This window comes from Sulfuricurvum sp. (assembly GCF_049587615.1).
Taxonomy (GTDB): domain Bacteria; phylum Campylobacterota; class Campylobacteria; order Campylobacterales; family Sulfurimonadaceae; genus Sulfuricurvum.
Genome location: NZ_JBAVEF010000024.1, coordinates 39,029 through 54,851, shown reverse-complemented (window position 1 = coordinate 54,851; position 15,823 = coordinate 39,029). Strand labels below are relative to the sequence as shown.

18 protein-coding genes and 1 other RNA gene are annotated in these 15,823 nt (G+C 43.1%); 5 read left to right on the top strand and 14 right to left on the bottom strand.

What is annotated here, in order from left to right:
• Position 1: 1 nt before the first annotated feature.
• From WB308_RS04585 to WB308_RS04575, 3 genes are all read left to right on the top strand, one after another.
• Positions 2-1,192 (top strand): EAL domain-containing protein, encoded by a 1,191-nt coding sequence (locus WB308_RS04585; protein ID WP_424189461.1) that lies wholly within the window; start codon positions 2-4, stop codon positions 1,190-1,192.
• A 64-nt stretch (positions 1,193-1,256) separates the two neighbouring features.
• The gene (locus WB308_RS04580) at positions 1,257-1,661 is read left to right on the top strand and encodes a DUF350 domain-containing protein (RefSeq protein WP_424189459.1); all 405 of its coding nucleotides are present in this window, start codon (positions 1,257-1,259) and stop codon (positions 1,659-1,661) included.
• 70 nt (positions 1,662-1,731) lie between these two features.
• Complete coding sequence (locus WB308_RS04575; protein ID WP_424189457.1) at positions 1,732-2,619, top strand: cation diffusion facilitator family transporter; 888 nt, start codon at positions 1,732-1,734, stop codon at positions 2,617-2,619.
• A gap of 49 nt (positions 2,620-2,668) precedes the next feature.
• Here WB308_RS04575 and rnpB read toward each other — a convergent pair.
• An RNA gene (gene rnpB, locus WB308_RS04570) (RNase P RNA component class A) lies at positions 2,669-3,005 on the bottom strand.
• A 119-nt stretch (positions 3,006-3,124) separates the two neighbouring features.
• Here rnpB and WB308_RS04565 point away from each other — a divergent pair.
• Positions 3,125-5,080, top strand: coding sequence for a nitrate- and nitrite sensing domain-containing protein (locus WB308_RS04565; protein WP_424189455.1), 1,956 nt, complete (start codon positions 3,125-3,127; stop codon positions 5,078-5,080).
• Positions 5,081-5,138: 58 nt separating this feature from the next.
• Here WB308_RS04565 and WB308_RS04560 read toward each other — a convergent pair whose 3' ends face one another.
• A complete protein-coding gene (locus WB308_RS04560) occupies positions 5,139-5,591 on the bottom strand; it encodes a globin (protein WP_424189453.1) in 453 nt (150 codons plus the stop codon).
• 176 nt (positions 5,592-5,767) lie between these two features.
• Here WB308_RS04560 and WB308_RS04555 point away from each other — a divergent pair, with 176 nt between their 5' ends.
• Positions 5,768-6,154 carry a nuclear transport factor 2 family protein gene (locus WB308_RS04555; protein WP_424189451.1) on the top strand — a complete coding sequence of 129 codons (387 nt, stop codon included), beginning with the start codon at positions 5,768-5,770 and terminating at the stop codon, positions 6,152-6,154.
• Positions 6,155-6,173: 19 nt separating this feature from the next.
• Here the strand turns inward: WB308_RS04555 and WB308_RS04550 are convergent, their stop codons facing one another.
• The 12 genes from WB308_RS04550 to mdh form a co-directional block, all read right to left on the bottom strand.
• Positions 6,174-6,854, bottom strand: coding sequence for a hypothetical protein (locus WB308_RS04550; RefSeq protein WP_424189449.1), 681 nt, complete (start codon positions 6,852-6,854; stop codon positions 6,174-6,176).
• 46 nt (positions 6,855-6,900) lie between these two features.
• On the bottom strand, positions 6,901-7,395 hold the full coding sequence (gene purE, locus WB308_RS04545) for a 5-(carboxyamino)imidazole ribonucleotide mutase (RefSeq protein WP_424189447.1): 495 nt from the start codon (positions 7,393-7,395) through the stop codon (positions 6,901-6,903).
• A gap of 295 nt (positions 7,396-7,690) precedes the next feature.
• Complete coding sequence (locus WB308_RS04540; protein ID WP_424189445.1) at positions 7,691-7,987, bottom strand: DUF2018 family protein; 297 nt, start codon at positions 7,985-7,987, stop codon at positions 7,691-7,693.
• A gap of 134 nt (positions 7,988-8,121) precedes the next feature.
• Positions 8,122-8,679, bottom strand: coding sequence for a 2-oxoacid:acceptor oxidoreductase family protein (locus WB308_RS04535; RefSeq protein ID WP_424189443.1), 558 nt, complete (start codon positions 8,677-8,679; stop codon positions 8,122-8,124).
• 10 nt (positions 8,680-8,689) lie between these two features.
• Positions 8,690-9,547: a 2-oxoglutarate ferredoxin oxidoreductase subunit beta gene (locus tag WB308_RS04530; protein ID WP_424189441.1), complete on the bottom strand. Its 858-nt coding sequence runs from the start codon at positions 9,545-9,547 to the stop codon at positions 8,690-8,692.
• Complete coding sequence (locus WB308_RS04525) at positions 9,547-10,692, bottom strand: 2-oxoglutarate synthase subunit alpha (protein ID WP_424189439.1); 1,146 nt, start codon at positions 10,690-10,692, stop codon at positions 9,547-9,549. Before WB308_RS04525 ends, WB308_RS04530 begins: the two co-directional genes overlap by 1 nt.
• Before the next feature lie 12 nt (positions 10,693-10,704).
• Positions 10,705-11,022, bottom strand: a complete 318-nt coding sequence (locus tag WB308_RS04520; RefSeq protein ID WP_424189437.1) for a 4Fe-4S dicluster domain-containing protein — start codon at positions 11,020-11,022, stop codon at positions 10,705-10,707.
• A gap of 23 nt (positions 11,023-11,045) precedes the next feature.
• Positions 11,046-11,327: a heavy-metal-associated domain-containing protein gene (locus tag WB308_RS04515; protein ID WP_424189435.1), complete on the bottom strand. Its 282-nt coding sequence runs from the start codon at positions 11,325-11,327 to the stop codon at positions 11,046-11,048.
• On the bottom strand, positions 11,327-12,199 hold the full coding sequence (gene sucD, locus WB308_RS04510; protein WP_424189433.1) for a succinate--CoA ligase subunit alpha: 873 nt from the start codon (positions 12,197-12,199) through the stop codon (positions 11,327-11,329). The genes WB308_RS04515 and sucD overlap by 1 nt, the downstream gene beginning before the upstream one ends.
• A 3-nt stretch (positions 12,200-12,202) precedes the next feature.
• Positions 12,203-13,372, bottom strand: coding sequence for an ADP-forming succinate--CoA ligase subunit beta (gene sucC / locus WB308_RS04505; protein ID WP_424189431.1), 1,170 nt, complete (start codon positions 13,370-13,372; stop codon positions 12,203-12,205).
• Positions 13,373-13,392: 20 nt separating this feature from the next.
• Positions 13,393-14,784, bottom strand: coding sequence for a class II fumarate hydratase (gene fumC / locus WB308_RS04500; protein WP_424189429.1), 1,392 nt, complete (start codon positions 14,782-14,784; stop codon positions 13,393-13,395).
• Complete coding sequence (gene mdh, locus WB308_RS04495) at positions 14,784-15,743, bottom strand: malate dehydrogenase (protein WP_424189427.1); 960 nt, start codon at positions 15,741-15,743, stop codon at positions 14,784-14,786. The genes fumC and mdh overlap by 1 nt, the downstream gene beginning before the upstream one ends.
• Between the last annotated feature and the right edge of the window lie 80 nt (positions 15,744-15,823).

Genomic DNA, 15,823 nt, shown 5'->3' with positions numbered 1-15,823 from the left:
GATGGAACGCATTCAGGAGATTTTGGCGGATAAACGGCTGGTCATTCATTTTCAGCCGATCCTCTCGGTGCGCGGAAGAACTTTTTTCGGAGTGGAAGCACTGGTACGCGGTATTGCCTCAGACGATACAATTTTACCTCCGAGCTGGCTCTTTCAGGAAGCTACTAAGGCAGGGTTGAACGTCGAACTCGACCGGCTTGCCCGCCATCTTGCGATCGAAGCCTTTTTTCCGTTGTGGCAGCAAAATAAGAGACTCCTTCTTTTCGTCAATTTTGAATCGAAGCTGATCGATTCCTTTGAGCCGGGGCGTTACCTCTTCGACGGTCTCCTGAGCCATTACGGTATCCCCTTTAGCAACATTGTTCTGGAGATCAAAGAGGATGAAGTAAACGATACGGAACGACTCCAAGAGTTCTGCACCCATTACCGCAACCTCGGCTTCAATATTGCGCTGGATGACTTCGGTATAGGAAGTTCCAGCTTCGACCGCCTCGGCGTTGTTCGTCCCGACATTATCAAGATCGACCGCTCTTTGGTCACTGACATCGATACCCATTACATTCATCAGGAAATCGTCCGTGCGATCTGCCGTATGAGCACCAATATCGGGGCCATTGCCCTCGCAGAAGGGATAGAGAGACTTGAAGAAGCCGGCTATGCTCAGCATTTGGGCGTGACGCTGATTCAGGGATTTTGGACTTCGAGACCCACAGTCCATCCGGTGTGCGATAACTTTAAAGACAAAATAGACCGCATCAAATCCCATTCCGATGCCTTGCAATCAGAACTGCATACTCATGATGAGGGTCTGCGTCATCAAGCCGAATCGGTGTGTACACGGTTCAGAGAACAGATCACCTCTTTGGACGATCTTGTCTCTTGGGAAAAATTGATAAAACCGATGCTGGAGAACGAATCCAACATCGAAGCGCTCTACCTGATCAACTCTTCGGCCAGACAGGTTGGCCCTACCCTCCTGCTGAGAAAAACCCGCTCATTTTTCGAGCCTATGCGTGAGGGTTGCGACCACTCACGCAAAGAGTACTATTCCCGTACAATCGATTCGATGAACAGTTTTCATCTGACCGGTAACTACGTTTCACTGGCAACCGGAAATTTATGCTGTACGTATGCGAGGAAAATAGAGATGGAGGAAAATCCTTACATCTTGTGCATCGATTTTATACGGTAAGATGGATCCTACGGGTTATCCATTAATATTTTTTGGATACTATTGCCACAAATAAAGGGGTGTTATGTTTTTAGAATATTTTCTCTCGTTCGGTCTTTTTTTCCTGAGTGCTATGGCTATTTTCGGAATTTTCCTCTTTTTGTACGCCAAAGTAACTCCCTATGATGATTACCAGATGATCTTTGGTGAAAATAACACGGCTGCGGCTTTTGGATTCGGCGGCGCTATTTTGGGACTCAGTATCCCTCTGTATAGCGCGCTGGTTCATTGTGTCTCTTATATCGATTTTCTCATGTGGGCAGGTGTAGCCATCTCAGTTCAACTCATTTTAGCCTTTATCCTTACCCGATTCGGCGGCAAATTTTCAGTTGAAAAACACATTCAAAACGGTGATCTTTCTGTGGGTGCTTTTATGGCTTTTATATCCATCTCTATCGGTCTGATCAATGCCGGTTCAATGAGTTATTAACAATGGACAGGATATCTTTTCCAACCAACGCTTCTTTCACAAACTTCCTATCATTCCATGGTTCTTATTAATGTCAAAAAGTGTCAAGGCGGCTTTGCTCGCCAATGGAATTATCGCTGTGGCTAAAGGAGTTGCAGCCTTTTTTACAGGTTCAGCATCAATGATGGCTGAAGCCATACACAGTACCGCTGATTGCGGCAATCAGGCTCTCGTCTTAGTAGGTCAGAAACAAGCTGCACGAGGTAAATCCGAAGCCCACTCCTTTGGTCAAGGAAAAGCCAACTTTTTTTGGTCGTTTGTTGTAGCCGTGGTACTGTTTTCACTTGGCGGATTATTTTCGGTTTACGAAGGTATCCAAAAAATCATGCATCCCGAAGAAATTCAAAATCCGTGGCTGATCGTAGGGATTATTATTCTTGCCGTTATCCTCGAAGGCGGCGCATTGAAGGTTGCGTTGAAAGAGAGCGGTACGAAACTCAAAGATATATTTAAAACAATTGAAAAAAGTTCATCCTCTCATATTTTAGTTGTATTAATTGAAGATTCGGGTGCATTGGTCGGATTATTCTTTTTAGCAATCGGACTTGTACTCTCTTTGTACGTACACCCTGTTTTTGATGGGATAGCGGCACTCATGATCGGAATTTTACTCCTATCCCTTTCTACTCTTTTGTTTGTCGAACTCAAGAAACTGATCGTTGGTGAAAGTTTGGATCGAGAGACAATCAGACAAATAAAAAACCTGCTGAAAGAAGAGTCGAATGTACTTGTCCATATTAATTCAGTACGAAGTATGTTTATAGGGTCAGACGAAGTTTTATTGGTTATATCGATGAATGTCAAAGATAACAAGCTGGGATATGAAATCGAGCAAGACATCAAAGAATTGAAATATAAAATTCAAAAGATGCTTAAAGAACACAAACTTGATATTTATATCGATGTGTTTGAGTTTTAGACTATTTTAGAGATAGTAAACGAAACAACCGATTTGTGTATAGTGAGGAGAAGTAGGTACAACGTAAGCCGGGTTCTGTAGACGGTGATAATTAATCTACTGCTTAGATCACTCTAAGCCTCTAGCGAAACAATAGCGATGTAGGACGCTAACCATCTGTTTCTTGCTGCGCGGTTGGGTTTACATAGCTCTCCTAGTTGCCTAGAAGACTGGTGGGCTCTTACCCCGCCGTTTCACCCTTACCAAAACCTGCGTTTTGGCGGTTTCCTCTCTGTTGCACTGTCCCTCATGTTACCATGGCCATCCGTTAGATGGAACCGTGTCCTACGGCAGCCCGGACTTTCCTCTTGGGATTACTAGTTCCAAGCCATCACCCGTTGTACCTTTTGTAATTATAGAGGAAAATCGATTAGAAGCGAATTAGTCGATTAATAAAACCATTTCAACTCCGACAATACATAATCCGCTAGAATTGCAACAAAAAATGAGCCACTAAAGCAGACGTATGACCTCCATCAGTATTATTAACCGATTACGCCTATTACTCACCTTTCCGATACTGATCATTTTATTCGGTTCTTTGTATTACGGAAACCATCTTTACACCAAACTGGGTTCCCTTCACAGCCTGAGCGATCAAGTAAAAGAAATCCGGCATGTCGCCGCATTGATCCACGAACTTCAGCAGGAACGGGGACTTAGCAGCGGATTTTTGGCCGGCAATGGAACCATTTACCACGACTTGCTTCCGCTTCAAAGGGAAAAAGTCGATTCTGCACTCGAAAAGCTTTACGCCCTATCGGCTGATGTTCCCCATTTAAAAGAACTCGACACCCTAAAGATTCAACGCAAAAAAATAGACGGAATGCACATCAAATCAACCGACTCCTTCACTTACTATACCCGCCTTATCGGGCAAATGCGCAGCGACTATCTCGCAATCGTCCTAACGGTCAGTGACATCTCGCTTCGCAACGATTTTCAGGCCTACACAAACCTCATGGCAATCAAAGAGACACTGGGGCAAATGCAGGCGAATATGAACGCAGCTTTTGCCCAGAAAGAGATGGATCAAGCACTCTATATTCAGCTTATCCTTGCCAAAGGGGAACACGATACGGCATTAGGACGTTTTGAAGTTATCGCCTCCTCTGAGATCAAAAACCTTTATCACCGAACGTTCTACGGCCCCGAAGTGGATACGGCCTATCAGAACATTCATGCGGCTATATCAGGTCATGAAAATTGGCTGAAGATGGGAGCAGCTAGCTGGTTTGAACTCTCCACGATCACGATCGACAAACTCCAACTCGTCGAAAAACACAATTTTGATATTATTGAAAATACCCTCAATGAACGGATTATCGAAGCTCAAGAACATCTTCTTATCGTAGCCTTGATCCTTTCTTTGACCATCGCTATCATTTTTTGGCTGGGGTACCGAATTTCGGAAAGCATCCGCTGGCATATCAAACTTTTGGACGAATACAAAAATGCCGTAGATCGCAGCAGCATCGTCTCCAAAACTGACCGAAAAGGGCGCATAACCTATACGAACGATCAATTCTGCGCCATCTCAGGATACACGAGAGAAGAGTTGCTAGGGAGTACTCATAATATCGTCCGGCACAAAGAGATGCCCAAAGAGACATTCAAGACGATGTGGAAAACGATCCTACAGGGGAACCCGTGGCATGGTGTTGTAAAGAATCAAAGCAAAAACGGTTCACATTATTGGGTTGACGTAACGATCAATCCGATTCTCGACCACCAAGGTAATATTGAAGAATTCATCGCCATCCGCAGCGACATCACCAAAACCATCCAGCTGCACGAAGAGCTTGAGCAGACGCAGCAGGAGATGATCTCACGGATCGGAGAAATCGGTGAAACACGCAGCCGTGAAACCGGATACCATGTCCGTCGTGTTGCTGAATATTCCCGACTTCTGGCCACAATATACGGATTGAACGAAGAAGAGTGCTCGATACTGGCCAATGCCAGTCCGATGCATGATATCGGAAAAGTGGGCATACCTGATCATATCCTCAACAAACCCGGAGCATTAACGTCCGATGAATGGGAGATCATGCGGACCCACTGCAAAATCGGCTATGACCTTTTCAGAGATTCGGAACGCCCCCTCCTCAAAGCCGCGTCGATCATCTCTCATGAGCACCATGAAAAATTTGATGGTTCAGGCTATCCCAGAGGGCTCAAAGGGGAAAATATACATATTTTCGGGCGTATTACGGCTATTGCAGATGTCTTCGATGCACTGGGAAGCGACCGATGCTACAAAAAGGCGTGGGAAATTGAACGTATACTCAATCATCTAAGAGGAGAAAAAGGGAAACATTTCGATCCCCTATTGATTGATCTCTTCTTCGACCATCTGGATAAATTTATGGCTATACGCAACGCTTACAGTGAAAAATATCCTGAATCCCCTATACCTTGAGAATAACCATAGAAAGTATTTTAAATAGAAGATCAGGCTGAAGATTTTTCACAAACGTTTAAAGATAATTTTCTGTGTTCACCAATACTTTTGAAAAGGTATCGAGGTAGTTCCAAAACGATTCGATATTTTCTGTTGAAACCCCTTCAGATTCCAGTTTAGGTAATAACGCGGCATAACATTCCAGCCATATTCTACGTCCTTTTTCATCAATCCGAAAACGAGCATGACGAGCGAGCATCCTTGGATCTCCTCGTGTCTTTGCATAGTAATCAGGTCCTCCGCATATCTGAATCAAAAAATCAGCTGCATGTTTTTTAACCTTTTCAAAATCTTCTTCGTAATCAATCGGGAACATGAAAGCGATGGGCGTCTGACGAATCAACTCGTAATGATCATTCACCAGTTTACGAAATCGTTTTTCCCCCACTTGTTGGAAAAATTCTGGGATGGGTTTTGTGATTGTGGAATATTCATTTCCCAAAGTTCCATCTGAAATGACAAGATTCATTAATTCTCCCTTCTCTTTTTTATGTACGTTGTGTATGTATAAAAATTTATCTTTAAAAACTTAAAAAGTTCCTGTTTTTGATACATTTAATTTTAATTTAGCTAATAATTTGTATTATTAAAACATAATTTATTCAGTGTTCTAAATTTCAAAATATTAGTTAAAAGGTCAATCAGATGAAAACACCGCAAAGTATTCTGACGGCATGGATGAATGCTGTTAACAATGGAGATGTTGAAGGCCTGCTTGCTCTTTATGATAAAGATGCTGTTCTCATACCGACTTTCTCAAACAAGCAGATTAACTCACCTGAAAAACTTCGAGAATATTTTGAAAAACTCGGCACTCGCGAGGAACTCAGTATCGCTTTGCATGAAAAAACCTTGCAGGTTCAACAGATAAAAGATGAGGTCTGGGTATTGAGCGGTATCTACAATTGGCGCTTTGATGTGGATGGAGAATTACTGAATTTTGAAGCCAGATTCAGTTATATTTTCGATCTCACCAAATCAAGACCCATAATCCACCATCACTCTTCTCAAATTCCTCGAATGGTATGTTAGATAGCGCATCGCACGCTATCTACTTTTTCTTTCTTGTTTTCGAAATTCTATCACTGCTCACTTTAAATTTTTTCTCTTTGAGTTTTTCAACGATATCAACAGCAACGGCATGTATATCTGAAATAATGCATTCATTGTCTTTTTGAAAACTTTCCCTATTCATTTCAAATTTATCAATCAACGACATAAAATCAATATCTTTCAAAAAAGGATACAGATGGATAGATTTTTCTTCTTCTAATATCCAATGACTCAGCACACAAATCACTAAAAATTCGGGTAAAGATGCAAACTTATTATAAAAGTGGTTGGCCACTTTTTGAGCCATGGCATTGTAATAACAGATCAACGGTGCTTCATATTTAGCTACATGCCTAAAGCTTGGATATTTTTGTGCACTTTTGACAACGGCAATCAAATAATCCGCATTAACAACACACTCTTGAAGCTTATCCCGTAATGCCGTTAATGTACCATAAACATAAGCAGTATCTTGGGGCGTACCCATAGACGGTTTATAACCGGATTCTTCCATTTGTAAGAAATATCTTTCCAACGCCGTTCGGGCAAAGACCAACAAAGCTTCTGTCTTTACATCTCTTAATAGAGCTGGTTTGATTCTATTTTTTGCATTGGACTTCAAAAAAATCTCGATCGAATCGATCGTATCATTTTCCGGAGCTGAAAAATTATTGAACATTCTCGACCTTTCATTTTTTGGATATTAACGCTATTCTCACGAAATTTTATAAAAGTGTTTCTATCTCTGATGAATCTGACTCCACTTTTTGAGCCTTGGAAACTCTATCTTTAAGCAGCTTCTCATGCAATTCTTTATTATCAAGTGCCAGAATTTGCAGTGCCAAATATGCAGAGTTTATAGCACCGGCTTGACCGATAGCGACCGTAGCCACCGGCATTCCAGCCGGCATCTGAACCGTAGATAAGAGAGCATCAATTCCGCCTAGTGCTGATGCACTCATCGGAACACCGATAATAGGTTTGGTCGTTTTAGAAGCTAAAACACCTGCTAAATGGGCTGCCATTCCGGCTGCTGCAATAAAAATTTGAGCCCCTTTTTGCTCTGCCTCTAGAATATAATTTTTGGTTCGTTCAGGTGAACGATGTGCCGAAGAGATGATGAGCTCATAAGGAACGTCAAATGACTCCAATGTATCCGCACAAGATTTCATCACACTATAATCGCTTTTACTTCCCATCACAATAGAAACAAATTTCATCAGAACCCTTTAGTAATTATCTGCTCGATCAGAGCCTTACAGATATTTAGATTTTTTATAGTATACTTCAGAATAAATAAATTCAATTCATATATTATATTTATATATATAATAAATTTTTAATATGTATAAAATGGTATCATTTTGGGATAACTATTGCCTTCTAAAATTCAAAACACAAAGATTAGAAAAAAGTACAATTGAGGAGACGTACGAAAAGGTTTAGAAAAGACTTTGATTGATGATGGAAAATGATATGCGGTTTTAACCGCATATAAAACAAAAAACTTTGTAATTAATCAGAAAGTTTATAAATCAAACGTCCTGCATACTCCATATAGAGACTTTTTTTATGGATTTCAATCTCCTCTTGGTTCATCAAAGCATAACTCTCCACGATACGATTGAGATCGTCTTCATCGTGTTGCTGCATCAGCATCTTTTCCATCACAGCGATTTTTGTGATAATTTCATCAAAATCGTACTGATATAAATCTTCACTCACTTGTTTTGCGATATCCCAATACTTCGATTGCGGTGAACCGCTGAAAATATCGTCTTCGTCTTCGAATAGTGCTTCAAATCTTGACATAATGAACTCCTTTTGTGTTGTGACAGCGTATCAAACTATTGATTAAGTGTGATGCTTTCTTTAGAGATTAAAACAATTTTATTAAGAAAGGGAAAAATTAGTGGATCGGGGGAATTTCCCGCCAAAGCGGAAAATTAAGAAGCCATAGCTTCGAGAGCGTATTTTTTACCGAGATCGTACGCTTTGTTATTAACATCGTGTACTTTTGCCGGTACTTTTGAGAGCATAACACTACGAAGCAATTCATCATCCAATGCTTTCATAAATGTGTTGGCAATCGCCAAAGCGACAACCGATTGGGTAATAACATTTCCGATTTCATCTTTTGCGATGGTAATGATAGGAATCTCAACGATATTCCATCTTTTTCGATCTTCATCCGTCGGGTGAACCAAGTTTGGCTCAACAACGATAGTTCCACCCTCAGATACACCATTTTTGAAAAGGTTGTAGCTCGCTTGTGCAACAGAGAGCATGAAATCGATTTCACCGTCATTTGCATACGGATAGAAAATCTCTTCATCGTCCAAAGTGATATCAACAACGGTCGGTCCACCACGAACTTGTGATGTATAGGTAGCCGTTTTAAGACCGTGTCCACCCTCTTTGATTTTTGCCGCAGCGAAAATTTCTCCCGCAAGAAGAACACCCTGTCCGCCAACACCTGTAAATCTCATTAATGTTCTAGCCATCGTGTTCTCCTTAAATTTTCTTCTCGAAATCGTCTTGGGTAATCGTTTTACGTTTACCTTGGTGGAATGCTTGTACCTCTTTGTACATATCGCAGTATTCACGAGCATTTTCGTCGTGTTTCAAAACTCCCGTAGGGAATTTATTCATTTTCTCCTCTTCCGGTAGCGCTTCCCATTTTTTCAATGGAGTCGTAATACTGTCGATCCACTCAAGATTTTCCATCGCACTCGCCATTTTATTTTTACGGCCAAGGTTGATATGACAGTTTGACATAATATCAAAGAATGCAAATCCGTTGTGTTGGAATCCTTTTACCAAAACTTTTTCGAGTTTTTTCGGATCAAGCATCGTTTCACGCGCTACGAATGAAGCACCTGAAGCGATTGCAAGGTTACACGCATCGAACGTTGGATCGATATTACCCGATTTTTGGCTCACCGTCCACATACCCTGCGGAGTAGTTGGAGAGGTCTGAGAGTTTGTCAATCCATAGATAAAGTTATTAATAACGATAAATTTGATGTCGATGTTACGGCGACATGCGTGAATCGTGTGATTACCACCGATTGCCAATGCATCACCGTCACCCGCAACACAGATAACTTTTTTATCCGGGAATGCCAATTTGATACCCGTAGCAAATGCTACTGTACGACCATGCGTCGTGTGAACGGTATTGAAATCAACGTATGATGAAAAACGGCCAGAACATCCGATACCGGAGACGACACATACTTCATTTTGATCCCATCCGCATGTCTCGATTGCACGAATAACGGCTTTCAAGATAACACCGTCACCACATCCCCAACACCATAGTGTCGGCATTTTTTCTAAACGTAAATATTGGTCATAATTGAAAGCCATTAGATTATCTCCTTCACTTTGTTAACGATTTCGTACGGAGAGATAGCTCGCCCGTTAACTTTATACAAGCCGTGAATATCAAGACGGCTTGAAACACGCTCAACTTCTTCCGTATATTGACGGATATTCAGTTCAACACAAAGGACATTTTTCACTTTATCCGTGAAATGTTTGATACGTGTCGCCGGACTCGGCCAAAGGGTAATCGGACGGAAAAGACCCGCTTTGATTCCCGCTGCGCGAAGGTGACGAATCGACTCTTTTGCCGCCAATGATACTGAACCGTACGCGATGATCAATACATCGTTTTCTTCCAAATCATCACACATATACTCTTCGTTTAACTCAAGCTCATCGGTGTGCATCATAACTTTGTCTTCAAGACGTTGAATCAATTTACGGCAGGTTTCGATCTCTTCAGTCGGGAAACCTTTTGCATCATGGTGAAGCCCGGTAAAGTGGTAACGATACCCTTCGAACATCGGATTAAGTACCGCTGGCTCATCAGCACCGACACCGTATGGGCGGTAATCTTCAGGAGCTCCGGTAAATGTTTTACGAGGAACGATCCCTTTTTTAACTTCTTCTACCGTTGGAATCATTGCTTTACCGTGCATGTGACCGATAGTTTCGTCCAATAAAACGATAACCGGCTGCATAAAACGGTCTGCTAGGTTGAATGCGCGAACGGTTTCAGTATAGCATTCCGCCAAGTTTCCGGCACAAAGGGTGATAGAGCGATAGTCACCGTGTGATGGATTACGTGCTTGACGCACGTCACCTTGGGATACACGTGTTGGAAGACCCGTTGATGGACCACCACGCATAACGTTTACAAGTACCAAAGGAACTTCTGCCATTTGTGCAAGACCTAGGTTTTCAGCTTTAAGTGAAACCCCTGGGCCTGATGTTGCGGTCATGGTACGAACACCGGCCATACCTGCACCTACTGCTGCAGCGATACCTGCAATCTCATCTTCCATCTGAATACATGTTCCGCCCACTTCAGGCAAAAGGTCTGAAATGGTATGCATAACTTCAGATGATGGAGTAATCGGATACCCCCCAAAAAACATACATCCTGCATCGACAGCCGCTTCTGCAGCCAAATCGTTACCGGTTGAAATTATTTCTCTCAATTCCATATTTTGCTCCTTTTAAGCGCTAAGTTTCATATATTTATTGTTTTTGATTGCTACTTGACGCTCTTTAGCTTGATCTGAAAGTTTTGCAAATTTGAATTCAGATTTATCAGAAACAAAAATTGCAAAGTCAGGACAGTTCAATTCACAGTCATTACAGCCAATGCAAGACTCAGGGGCAATAATTTCAATCATAGCTCCCAATGTTGATGTTGGCTCAAGTCTCATCGCTAAGACTCCTGCCGGACACACTGATACACAGATATCACAAGCTTTACATCTTGCTTCATCAACCCACACCGGAGTGTTTTCTGGCGCTTTAATTATTGACATTCCTTCTCCTTGATTAAGTTAAACTATTTTATTTTACCGAGTGCACACGAAACAAAGCTTTTAGCTTTTAGAATCGTATCTTCGCTAAATCCTCTCTCATCAGTGGCTAGAGGATATCCGAGGCTTCTTAATGTAGCCTTAAAATGTGCTAATTGCGCCTCATCGGCAATTTCTGCTGTTACTTTGCGAGGCTCGCACGACAGATCAACACTGACCTGTTCAAATCCAGCGTCTTTGAGAGATGAAGTAATCGTATTGGCACACCCGCTACAACGAATATTAGCAACCTCAAAGACACTGATCATTATTTTTTCATCACTTCAGCAAGTGCTTTACCGATATCCGCCGGAGAAACAACAACTTTTACCCCAGCCGCTTCGAGAGCTGCCATTTTCTCAGCTGCTGTACCGGCACCGCCTGAGATAATTGCCCCTGCATGTCCCATACGTTTGCCCGCTGGAGCCGTTTGTCCCGCGATGAATGCAACCACCGGTTTAGTGATATGTTCTTTGATGTAAGCTGCTGCTTGGATCTCCAAATCACCGCCGATCTCACCGATCATGACAATCGCATGCGTTTCAGGATCGGCTTCAAACATCGGCAACAATTGCTTGTAGCTCAAACCGATGATCGGGTCACCGCCGATACCGACGGCTGTAGTAATACCGAATCCCTCTTTAACCACTTGGTTTGCAGACTCATACGTCAACGTCCCTGATTTAGAGATAAGACCGACATGCCCTTTTTTGAAAATGAAACCCGGCATGATACCAATCTTACACTCTTCAGCAGTAATAATACCCGGACAGTTCGGTCCGATGGTTTTCATGTTTTTCTTAACAGCGTACGCTTTTGCGAACATCATGTCTTTGACCGGAGCACCTTCGGTAATGATAACCGCAAGATCAATCCCTGCATCTGCTGCTTCCATAACGGCATCGGACACGAAAGCCGGTGGAACGAAGATCATAGAAACCGTAGCACCCGTTGCAGCGACTGCTTCAGATACTGTGTTGAATACCGGTTGACCGAGATGCTCTTGCCCCCCTTTACCCGGTGTAACACCACCGACGATCTGAGTACCGTACGCCATACATTGCTCTGCATGGAATGTCCCCTCTTTACCTGTGAAACCTTGAACGATAACTTTTGTATCTTTGTTAACCAAAATAGACATTAATTACTCTCCCTTAGCTGCTGCAACGGCTTTACGAGCACCGTCTGCAAGATCGGTTGCCGCTACGATATTAGCGATACCGGCATTTTTTAAAATCTCTGCCGCTTCAATAGCGTTGGTACCATCAAGACGTACAATAACCGGTACGTTTACATTGGTGATTTTTGTCGCTTCGATAATACCGTTAGCAACACGATCACAACGGACAATTCCACCGAAGATGTTGACGAAGATCGCTTTGACATTTGGATCTTTGAGGATAATATCAAACCCTTTTGCCACTGTTTCTGCACTCGCAGAACCGCCGACATCGAGGAAGTTTGCCGGTTTTCCACCTTCGTAGTTGATGGTGTCCATCGTACCCATAGCAAGACCGGCACCGTTAACCATACAACCAACGTTTCCATCGAGTTTGATGTAGCTAAGACCGTATTTATCCGCTTCGATTTCCGTCGGTTCTTCTTCGCTCAAGTCACGCATTTCGTTGACTTGGTTTTGGCGATAAAGAGCGTTGTTGTCAAAGCCCATTTTCGCATCCAGTGCCAAGAATTTAGCGTCACCCGTTTTAACCAACGGATTGATTTCAATCATCTCTGCATCGTGATCCATGTAAACACGGTAAAGCGCAGCTGCAAATTTGATAAAGGTATTGATCTCTTCAACCGGAAGGCCCAAACCAAACGCCAATTTACGGCCATGGAATGATTGGAATCCTGTCAACGGATCGATAGAGACTTTGATGATTTTTTCAGGGGTATTGTGGGCAACCTCTTCGATCGCCATACCACCCTCTGTTGATGCCATCATGATCGGCATTTCAAGTGCACGGTCAAGCAAGAGTCCAAGATAGTACTCTTTTTTAATATCGGCACCCTCTTCTATGTAAACCTTTTGAACGAGTTTTCCCTCAGGACCTGTCTGGTGCGTTACCAATTGCATACCCAAAATTTGGCTAGCCATTTCGCGTACTTCAGAAGTTGATTTAGCAAGCTTAACACCGCCCCCTAAACCACGTCCGCCGGCATGGATTTGAGCTTTTACTACCCAAATATTTCCGCCCAGTTCTTGAGCCGCTTTAACCGCCTCGTCGGGTGTAAATGCAATGTGCCCGCGCAGTGTCGGTACATTGTACTTTTTGAATAATTCTTTTGCTTGATATTCGTGAATATTCATCCATTCCTCCTGTTGTAAGTTTACGCTATTGGTCTTGTCATCTCTTCAGGGATGACATATTTATCGAACTCTTCCTCGCTTAGCAAACCGAGTTTTACCGCGGTCGCTTTGAGAGTGGAGTTTTCTTTGTGTGCTGTTTTCGCAATTTTTGCCGCATTTTCATATCCGATGTACGGATTCAATGCCGTTACCAGCATCAATGAATTTTTCAAATAGGCATCGATCTGATCGCGTACCGGCTCAATTCCCACCGCACAGTTATCGTTAAACGAAACAATTGAATCTGCCAATAAACGGACCGATTGTAAAAAGTTATAGGCGATGACCGGTTTAAATACGTTCAGTTCGAAATTACCCTGACTTGCCGCAAAACCAATAGTTGCATCGTTCCCCATAACTTGGCATGCTACCATTGTAACCGCTTCACTTTGTGTCGGATTGACTTTACCCGGCATGATCGAAGAACCCGGCTCATTTTCAGGGATAGTAATCTCACCGATTCCACAACGTGGACCTGAAGCCAACCAACGTACGTCGTTCGCGATTTTCATCATGTCCGCAGCCAATGCTTTCAAAGCACCGTGAGCGTATACCAACGCATCATGGCTTGTTAATGCGTGAAATTTGTTCGGAGCAGTCACAAACTGGTGACCGGTAAGCTCGGTCAATTTTGCCGCAACACGCGTTCCCAATTCAGGATGAGCGTTTAATCCAGTCCCTACCGCTGTACCGCCGAGGGCAAGCTCACGTACCGCTTCAAGAGAATCTTTCGCCATTTTTTCACATTTGTTAAGCATCTCTACCCATCCGCTGATCTCTTGACCAAGGGTTAACGGGGTTGCGTCTTGCAAGTGAGTACGTCCGATTTTAACGATGTCGTTAAAGTTTTCCGACTTTTCTTGCAATGTTTTGCGCAAATGTGCGATAGCCGGAAGCAAACGCGTTTCTACCGCGATAACTGATGCTACGTGCAACGCGGTCGGATAGGTATCGTTTGAACTTTGTGATTTATTAACATCATCATTCGGATGAACCAATTTTTGAGTACGGAAATCGCCGCCGAGGATTTCGGTCGCACGGCTAGCCAATACTTCATTGTTGTTCATATTCGACTGTGTACCTGAACCCGTTTGCCAAACGACCAACGGATAGTGTGCATCCAATTTTCCGGCCAACATTTCATCCGCTGCCTGTGCAATCGCATCGGCTTTCTCACGTGATAGCATCCCAAGATCGCAGTTAACCAATGCAACCGCTTTTTTCAAGTAGGAAAATGCTCGTGTAATTTCATACGGCATTTTCTCTTCACCGATTTGGAAGTTTTCCAAAGAGCGCTGTGTTTGCGCCCCCCAGTAGGTATCGTTCGGTACGCGAACTTCACCCATCGTATCTTTTTCGACGCGATAACTCATTATTTGGCTCCTTCAAAAAATTTATTAGCATTAAGTGTGTCAATAAGAGATTGTACCGATGCACATGAACGGGCAAACATCTCTTTTTCACTCTCATCAAGGGTTACTTCGATAATCTTTTCCGCACCGTTAGCACCCAGCATAACGGGAACACCGCTTACGACGTCATGAAATCCGTATTCACCTTCGAGGTAAACAGCACATGGATGAATCTGTTTTGTATCTCTTAAAATCGCTTCGACCATAATAGCGGTTGCTTTTGCCGGAGCGTAATAGGCTGATCCTGTTTGGAGGAGTGCCACGATTTCTGCTCCCCCTTTTCGGGTACGCTGAACAATTTCATCGATCTCATCCGCACTCAGAACATCTGAGAGCGGAACCCCGGCGACGGTCGAATAGCGTGGAAGTGGAACCATGTCATCTCCATGACCGCCCATAACAGAGGCACGGATTTGCCCGCCGCCGTAACCGAGTTTTTCCTGAATAAACGCTGCCATACGGGCGCTGTCCAAAACACCGGCCATACCAATAACACGGCTGCGGTCAAATCCGCTCTCTTTGAGTGCAACATAGGTCATGGCATCCAATGGATTTGAAACCATGATAACAATCGCATTCGGAGAATATTTGGCTACCCCTTCGATTACTTCACGGGTTACCTTGGCATTGATCATCAGCAAATCATCACGGCTCATGCCCGGCAAACGTGGGCTACCCGCTGTAATAACGACAACATCACAATCCGTCAAATCCGCCATTGTCTCAGCAACCGTAACGGTTGAGTGAGAACGCACTGCAGCAGCGGCCTGGGACATATCGAGTGCTTTGCCTTTTGCAATTTCGATTTTGTTGTCGCGTAAAATAATTTCATGGCATGAGCCAAGCATCGCGAGTGAATAAGCAATAGTCGAACCGACATTTCCTGCCCCTACGATTCCGACACGTTTTCCTTTTACCATTTTCGTACTCCTGGTGTCATATCATTATCATCCTCTTGATTGCACTATGCTCATTACTATTTTCCACTGAAAATATCTAT

Excerpts from the sequence above, each read along its gene's own strand:
- WB308_RS04585 (WP_424189461.1), top strand. The coding sequence starts at position 2 with ATGGAACGCATTCAGGAGATTTTGGCGGATAAACGGCTGGTCATTCAT.
- WB308_RS04565 (WP_424189455.1), top strand. The coding sequence starts at position 3,125 with ATGACCTCCATCAGTATTATTAACCGATTACGCCTATTACTCACCTTT.
- WB308_RS04575 (WP_424189457.1), top strand. The coding sequence starts at position 1,732 with ATGTCAAAAAGTGTCAAGGCGGCTTTGCTCGCCAATGGAATTATCGCT.
- WB308_RS04555 (WP_424189451.1), top strand. The coding sequence starts at position 5,768 with ATGAAAACACCGCAAAGTATTCTGACGGCATGGATGAATGCTGTTAAC.
- WB308_RS04515 (WP_424189435.1), bottom strand. The coding sequence starts at position 11,327 with ATGATCAGTGTCTTTGAGGTTGCTAATATTCGTTGTAGCGGGTGTGCC.
- WB308_RS04540 (WP_424189445.1), bottom strand. The coding sequence starts at position 7,987 with ATGTCAAGATTTGAAGCACTATTCGAAGACGAAGACGATATTTTCAGC.
- WB308_RS04580 (WP_424189459.1), top strand. The coding sequence starts at position 1,257 with ATGTTTTTAGAATATTTTCTCTCGTTCGGTCTTTTTTTCCTGAGTGCT.
- WB308_RS04535 (WP_424189443.1), bottom strand. The coding sequence starts at position 8,679 with ATGGCTAGAACATTAATGAGATTTACAGGTGTTGGCGGACAGGGTGTT.
- purE (WP_424189447.1), bottom strand. The coding sequence starts at position 7,395 with ATGAAATTTGTTTCTATTGTGATGGGAAGTAAAAGCGATTATAGTGTG.
- sucC (WP_424189431.1), bottom strand. The coding sequence starts at position 13,372 with ATGAATATTCACGAATATCAAGCAAAAGAATTATTCAAAAAGTACAAT.
- sucD (WP_424189433.1), bottom strand. The coding sequence starts at position 12,199 with ATGTCTATTTTGGTTAACAAAGATACAAAAGTTATCGTTCAAGGTTTC.
- fumC (WP_424189429.1), bottom strand. The coding sequence starts at position 14,784 with ATGAGTTATCGCGTCGAAAAAGATACGATGGGTGAAGTTCGCGTACCG.
- WB308_RS04550 (WP_424189449.1), bottom strand. The coding sequence starts at position 6,854 with ATGTTCAATAATTTTTCAGCTCCGGAAAATGATACGATCGATTCGATC.
- mdh (WP_424189427.1), bottom strand. The coding sequence starts at position 15,743 with ATGGTAAAAGGAAAACGTGTCGGAATCGTAGGGGCAGGAAATGTCGGT.
- WB308_RS04520 (WP_424189437.1), bottom strand. The coding sequence starts at position 11,022 with ATGTCAATAATTAAAGCGCCAGAAAACACTCCGGTGTGGGTTGATGAA.
- WB308_RS04560 (WP_424189453.1), bottom strand. The coding sequence starts at position 5,591 with ATGAATCTTGTCATTTCAGATGGAACTTTGGGAAATGAATATTCCACA.
- WB308_RS04525 (WP_424189439.1), bottom strand. The coding sequence starts at position 10,692 with ATGGAATTGAGAGAAATAATTTCAACCGGTAACGATTTGGCTGCAGAA.
- WB308_RS04530 (WP_424189441.1), bottom strand. The coding sequence starts at position 9,547 with ATGGCTTTCAATTATGACCAATATTTACGTTTAGAAAAAATGCCGACA.